This is a genomic window from Amylibacter marinus, from assembly GCF_030160015.1.
GTDB classification, from domain to species: Bacteria; Pseudomonadota; Alphaproteobacteria; order Rhodobacterales; family Rhodobacteraceae; genus Amylibacter; species Amylibacter marinus.
Map to the genome: position 1 here is coordinate 64787 of NZ_BSNN01000007.1, position 6000 is coordinate 70786.

The 6000-nt window shown below is 52.4% G+C and carries 5 protein-coding genes; 3 read left to right on the forward strand and 2 right to left on the reverse strand.

All coding sequences use genetic code 11. The features are described 5' to 3' along the window. Window positions 1–93: 93 nt before the first annotated feature. Window positions 94–1383, forward strand: coding sequence for a polysaccharide biosynthesis/export family protein (locus tag QQL62_RS11435; protein ID WP_284379261.1), 1290 nt, complete (start codon window positions 94–96; stop codon window positions 1381–1383). A 97-nt stretch (window positions 1384–1480) separates the two neighbouring features. Here the strand turns inward: QQL62_RS11435 and QQL62_RS11440 are convergent, their stop codons facing one another. Continuing rightward, window positions 1481–2536, reverse strand: coding sequence for a ParB/RepB/Spo0J family partition protein (locus tag QQL62_RS11440; RefSeq protein ID WP_284379263.1), 1056 nt, complete (start codon window positions 2534–2536; stop codon window positions 1481–1483). Continuing rightward, complete coding sequence (locus QQL62_RS11445) at window positions 2536–3843, reverse strand: AAA family ATPase (protein ID WP_284379265.1); 1308 nt, start codon at window positions 3841–3843, stop codon at window positions 2536–2538. Before QQL62_RS11445 ends, QQL62_RS11440 begins: the two co-directional genes overlap by 1 nt. Window positions 3844–4215: 372 nt before the next feature. On the opposite strand from QQL62_RS11445, the gene QQL62_RS11450 reads away from it, so the two are divergent. Both QQL62_RS11450 and QQL62_RS11455 read left to right on the forward strand, forming a co-directional pair. Next, on the forward strand, window positions 4216–4920 hold the full coding sequence (locus QQL62_RS11450; RefSeq protein WP_284379268.1) for a DnaA N-terminal domain-containing protein: 705 nt from the start codon (window positions 4216–4218) through the stop codon (window positions 4918–4920). Between the two features lie 245 nt (window positions 4921–5165). Further along, window positions 5166–6000, forward strand: an 835-nt coding sequence (locus QQL62_RS11455; RefSeq protein ID WP_284379270.1) for an autotransporter outer membrane beta-barrel domain-containing protein, incomplete at its 3' end; no start/stop codon positions are given.

Here is a 6000-nt window from a genome sequence, read left to right on the forward strand (position 1 = left end):
CTCACCCCCATCCATGCCCGCTGGACGCGCCAACATAAAATTTGTACAGTCCCCCCATCGGAAGGCTGCTCTTCCAATTCAAAGGGTATATAAATGCGAAAATTATTACTGGCGCTGCCGCTCGTCATTTCCGGCTGTGGGGTTATCTACACAACCCAAAGCGTGGATAAAAACAACGAATTAGTTCAAGTAATCGAGGTCTCACCAAGCACGTTAAATCAGGCAAACGCCTCTTACTACAAACCGAAAAAACTGCCTGCAGTTTTCAAACAGGTATCAGGCCAAGCCCCGACCATCGCGCCAGACAGCCAACCAGGTGCCATTGAAACTCGCCCCGCTATTCCAGCAACCATCCAAACATCAGTGCCCCCACGCGCGGCGCGCAGCCCCTACCTAATTGGCGTTGCTGATGTATTGCTATTGGCCACCCCTGCCCCCAGCACCCAAGAAGAGCTGACGGGTCTGGTTGCCTCGCAAAACAAACGCCAAGGCTATACCGTACAGGATGACGGCTCTATCGCCGTGCCAGACGTCGGGCGTATCCGCGTGGCCGAGATGACCCTGGAACAGGCCGAGAACGCCGTTTTCGCCGCGCTTGTTGATCGCCAGATTGATCCGAAATTTTCACTAGAAATTGCCGAGTTTAACTCGCAACGGGTTTCGCTTGCTGGCTCTGTTCGCACCCCGATGCTGGCGCCGATTTCTATCCAGCCGCTGACCTTGCAGGATGCTTTGTCCGTAGCGGGTGGTGTGGTGGTCGCAGACCCGGCCTATGCCGTGGTGCGCATCAACCGCGATGGCCAAACCTATCAAATTCCATTGACGGAATTACGCAGCCGCCCTGCCCTGCAAAAGACCCGATTGGTTGGGGGCGATGCCATCTTTGTTGATCAAGATTACCGCATTGATCAGGCCCGCGCCCATGCCGCCGAGGCCCTGAACTTGGCACAGATGCGCAATGCAGTGCGCCGTGCAAATGCCGCCGAGGCGCGCGCTAATTTCCAATCACAACTAGAGCTGGGCGCGATCAAGCGTGACTATGTTTATCTGGCTGGCGAGGTCACAAGACAGGGACGTTTCCCGTTGCCCTTCGAGACCAAGGCAACCCTTGCGGATGCGCTCTACTCCGAGGGTGGCGTGCAGAATGATACCGGTGATATCGGCGAAATTTATCTAATCCGTTTCGCACCCAAGGATGCCGAGAAGCCAATTATTGCGCTGCATATTGATGCGGGAGATGCCATCAATCTGTTGATGGCCACGCGCCTAGAATTGCGCCCAGATGACATAGTGTTTGTATCAGAGCAGAAGGTTACCACATGGAACCGCGTGCTGTCACAATCCCTACCAACGCTTAATCTTGCGGACCGTGTCAGCAACTAAGTGTTTGAAAAAAAATATTTTTTCTTAGAAGCAACAAAGGGTAACCCACGGGTTACCCTTTTTATTTAGCACTACAGTCGCACCAGTAACCCGCGGGTTACCCCTTGGACAGCACATCTGCAAGAGCGTGAACCGCCCGCTCCAAATCCGCCTTGGGGACCCCTGTGAAATCGCGCCCCTCCACTATGCGCAGCTCGCCATTGCGCGCGGTGACCTTCATCTCGCCCACATGGAATTCAAACTTTTGTTTGGGCGCCACTGGACGCTTATCCCCCACAGGCTTCACCCCATCGGCCGCGACAAATCCCTGAAATGCCGCCGTCTGTTCATCCTTGTTCAAACACCTATCCAACGCACTGATCAGCTCTGGCAAGCGGGCAGGTTCGGCACGCAGTTTGCGCGCAACATCAACACCCAAGTTACGCGAAATTGCCTTGGGCCAATCCACTGCTTCGCCCAGTGTTTCCAGCAAATAGATGAACGAGCGAATATAAGAGCGCTTCATTTTGTGCAGGCTTGAATACAGCCGCGCCACCGCCGCATCTGTCGTCGCCAATCCAAGCGCGGGATCCTGTGCGGCTGTGATTGCCAGTTGAGCCATTTCAGCGAATGTCAGGTCCTCGCGGATGATATTTTCCTCGACCATATCGATGTACTGCGCAACACGTTCTTCGCTGCTTTGGGCAATGCGTGCGGTTACCGTGGCGAAGGCATCGTCCCCAGTTTTGGCCAAGAGTTGACGCAGGGCCGTTAGGCGGCGCCAGCCCTTTTTCAGCTGATAGCCCCCTGCCCCATCCGAATAGACCTCGATTGGCTCGCGCTGACCACGCGCAGCGATGGATGCCATCAGCTCTTCCATCTCGTTGGATTTCGCAACATCGCCCAGATCAAGACGATCGCGCGGCAGGTCGTCGGTCTTGACCGCATCCAATTCCAGATTGACCAGCACCAGCCCCGCCTCTTGGGCGCGGCGATAGGCCTTGGCATCTGTGGCGTTTTGTTTGCGTTGCTCCATTTTTACGTTGGTGGTTTCTGTTAGGTTTTCTGCGGCATCACGCACCGCCGCCCCCATGGGCCCAAGGTTACGCTTGCGCGGGCGTGGTGCCTTGTCTGGGGTCAGATCGTCAAATCCAAATTTATTTTTCGAGGCCATTATTCATCCTCCACTTTGGTTGCATTTTGGGCCCATGCTGTGAGCACCGTATCTTTAAATTCGCCGTAGGCCCGATCAAAGGATTGGCGGGCCCGTTTCCATGTTTCGCGGGTCATCTCGCGGTAGTCTTGTTCATAGACCGATTTTTGGAACCGCCCCGATTGTTCTACGGCGCGGGTCATCTCGATCGGGTTCTGACATACATCTGCCCCAAAAACATTTCGAAAGGCTTCCATCATCGCACCGTGCAAGGGGTTGCCAGCCTCGAAGCGGGTCATCAGCAGACGCACATCGAAGAATTGTTTGGGCAGGGTGATCGAGGCATCCTCGGCCAATCCTGCGAAGCCTGTAGAGATTTCCTCCATCGCATCACCCAGCTGGCCCAGATAGCTGGTGGTGCTGTCATATTCCCAATAGCCCGGCCCAGAGGGGACATAGAGGATGTCGGCGGCGAAGGCGGCATTGAGAGATTGGTAGCCGATGGCGGGGGGGCAGTCGAAGATGATCAGGTCATATTGGTCTTGGGGTAATTCATCCAAGTAGCGCGAGACACAGCCAAAGAAGCTCCAGGCCTTATGCAGGGATCTGTATTGGGCCGAGGCGAATTCCACGAAGGCGGCATTGGCGCAGGAGGGGATCAGGTCGATTGTTGGCCAGCATGTTTTCTGGATGAAGTCTTGGGCACGCTGCGCGCCGATGGATTGCACATCTTGGGGCAACTCGTCGCTGGCAGGGTAGGGGCAATCATCGGGATCATCATAGCTGTCCATAATGCGGTCTGCTTCGCGGCACAGATCACGGCACATCACCCCCCAGACCGTATTCCATTCCTTGACTTCTGTGAGGCCCATAGAGTGGGTCAACGTCGCCTGTGGATCAAAATCAATCACCAAGACGCGATAGCCATCAAGGGCGGCCGCATGGGCCAAATGCTGGGCCACCACGGTTTTACCAACCCCGCCTTTAAAGTTAGAGACCGCCACGCGGATGGCGCGGCCATCGGGGCGTTCGGGCATCAGGTCTTTGCCGCGAAAGCGCAGGCGGCGGCGCAGCTCGTTCAGCTCGTCTAGGGTGAACCAGCGCTGGCGGCCATCTTCCTCGACCTCGCCTTGGGGGAGGCTGGGATCATCGGCCAGTTTCTTGCGCAGGGTATCGGCGGGGATGTCGAACATGAATTGCGACATTTCCCAGATCGAGAAGGGGCGCAGGGTTTTGACTTCGCTGGGCGAGAATGTTGCGCGGCGCACGGCGGTTTGCTGGGCTAGGCTGCGTTCATTCATGGATTGGAGGTCTGTGTGATCTCTCATTATTACTGCCTCTTGTAATTTGTTTGATTTGCTCGAAATACGCGATATCATGAAAGTGGAAAAACGCAAAATCAAAAATTCCCATTTTTCCGACTCGCGAATCGAAGAACAGGATTTTCAGGCAGGGAAATCTATATCTTGGTGACAGGTGGATGTGTTTTAATAGGGATAGGGTGACAAGCGAGGGCAGTTAGGGTGTCAGCTACCTGTCCCCCTTAACCATATTAACCTGTTTCTTTTAAATATTTGAAATACCCGTTATTTTTGGGTAATTGACAAATAACAGGAAAAACGGTTGTCTGAGGACAATGTGAGAATCGGTGAAAAACTGACGCGGGCTGAGGCCCTTTTTGAGATGGCGGAGCAGTATCCATGCTGGATATGAAAAAGCTAACAGGCCCCAAGGCTGGGTCGATTAAGTATGATTTGCTAACAGCAATTTCCATTGCTGGTCTAGCAGGTTCGCCTTCTTTTCAGACATCTATGACACGGCTGAGTGCAGTGCTGACCGCGCGGTATAATTGGCGATTGGATGAGTTTTCTGTGGGGCAACGGGATTTGGCGCGGATGTGGGCTGTGAATGAACGCACGGTAAAACGCGAGATTAAGAAGCTGCAGGATTATGAGATTCTTGTGCAAAAGCGGGCAGGGCGGCGCGGTAAGGTAGGGGCCTATCGGTTAAACTTTGCTCAGATATGGAAAATTTCAAAACCCTATTGGCAGGAGGTTGGGCCAGATTATGCGGAACGTATGGCCAGCTTTGTGCCTGATAGCAGCGTCAAAGTTGTGAAAGTTGATTTTGAGGGTAGGACGCGGGCAGAGCCGAGTGGGTTTGTTGGCGGAGAGCGCAATGCTGAATGGCGTGATGTCTGTGCCCAATTGCGCCAGCAAGATCCTGATCAGTTTGCCAGCTGGTTTGCAAGATTACAGTTTCAATCCAAAGATGGCGATGTCTTACGCCTAGCGGCGCCATCCGCGTTTGTTTCACGCTATATTGAGACGCATTTACAGGGGCGTTTATATGCGGCCGTGCAGAGTGTTTTCCCTGAAATAACTGTGATCAAAATTCAGCATTAAGAAACCGCTTTACCGCCTGTGGTTGTAATTATTCCGTTGCGGCAGTTGCGCGTGTGATTTATGGGTAACGCAGGGCTAAACTTAGATCAAAATATCTTGACTTTTGGCCCTATCAAGCCTCTTTTAGATCGGGAGGGGCGTTTTTAAAGTATTTATAAGATTTAAGCCCTAATTTTAACTTTTGTCCGGAGTTCCAGATGTCCACGTTTTCAAAGACGAATTTAGCTAGTAATGGGAGCCATAAATTGGCTCGAACAATCGATAACCTTCCATTAAAATCCACGAGCGCTTTTGTTGCTTTGGTTTTGGCCGGTGTTTTGGTGTTGCCTCAGGAGGGTTTTGCACAATCGGTTGAATGGGATATTATCAGCGATGGAACTACGGTAACTGGTGGTACAGGTGTTTGGGATACAACTACATCAAATTGGACCGCTGATTCAGGTTCAACAAATACAACCTATACCGATGGTGATGCTGTAACAATTGGCTCGGACCCTGGGATTGTTACCGTTACTTCTACCGTGGCGCCTGGATCGCTAACGTTTAATCATAATTATACTGTTAATGGTGGGACAATTGACAACAGTAATGCTACAGGTGGAGACCTAAGCATTGTGAGTGCCCCTGCGTTAACAGTAAACATTAACTCTATTATATCTGGCGCAAACACCGTTACGTTTACGGGCAACGAGCTGACGCTAGGTGGTGCCAATACATTTACTGGTGCCTTTACAAATGCTGGGGGCACGGTTTCATTGAGTGGCTCACTGGCTTCTGCTGTTGTGAACGGGAATGGTGGATCAAGTACCAGCTTTAACAACAATGGCTCTATCAACGGCGCTGTAACCAGCGACGGGACTTTCAATAATAATTCAGGCAGCTCTATTATTGGTGCAGTGACCAATACCTCGGGAACATTTACCAATGACAGTAGTGTTCAGGGCGATGTTGATGTTGATGGTGGTACGTTCAACAACAACCTGACCATTACGGGTGCAGTGGATAACGACAGCGTCTTTAACAACAACGCGGCTGGTGTGATCACCGGTGCGGTGACCAATACCAATGGTACTTTCACCA